Here is a 333-nt window from a genome sequence, read left to right as displayed (position 1 = left end):
CGTCGACTGATTCGGCGCGTTGTCCGCGAGGTTCCGCTCTCTCACGCCGTCGATCCGCTGTCTGATCCCGCCCTCGACCGGTGCGAGCTGGTCGAACGCGGTCTCGATACGGCGCTCGCCGCTGACGTTCAGCTTGGCCGACTGTCCGGGCGGAATGTTGTACGACTCGGCCGTCAGGTTTCCGCGAATTCTGACCGTCTCGGTGTTTCCGCCGCCGCCCTTAGTGAGCGCGAAGTCGCCCCGGGTCTGGATGCTCGCGCCGTCGCCGGGCGTCTGGGAGCCGTAGGTCCCGTTACTCGAGTTGTAGCTGTCGGCGTACAGCCAGTCGACGTC

At 66.4% G+C, this 333-nt stretch carries 1 pseudogene; it reads right to left on the bottom strand.

From position 1 onward, the window contains the following. Positions 1 to 333, bottom strand: a pseudogene (locus tag EXE44_RS18760) (hypothetical protein); the annotation flags it as partial.

Origin of the sequence: Halorubrum sp. SS7, from assembly GCF_005435055.1 — an archaeon.
Classification (GTDB): domain Archaea; phylum Halobacteriota; class Halobacteria; order Halobacteriales; family Haloferacaceae; genus Halorubrum; species Halorubrum salinarum.
This window is presented reverse-complemented; position numbering and strand designations above follow the sequence as displayed.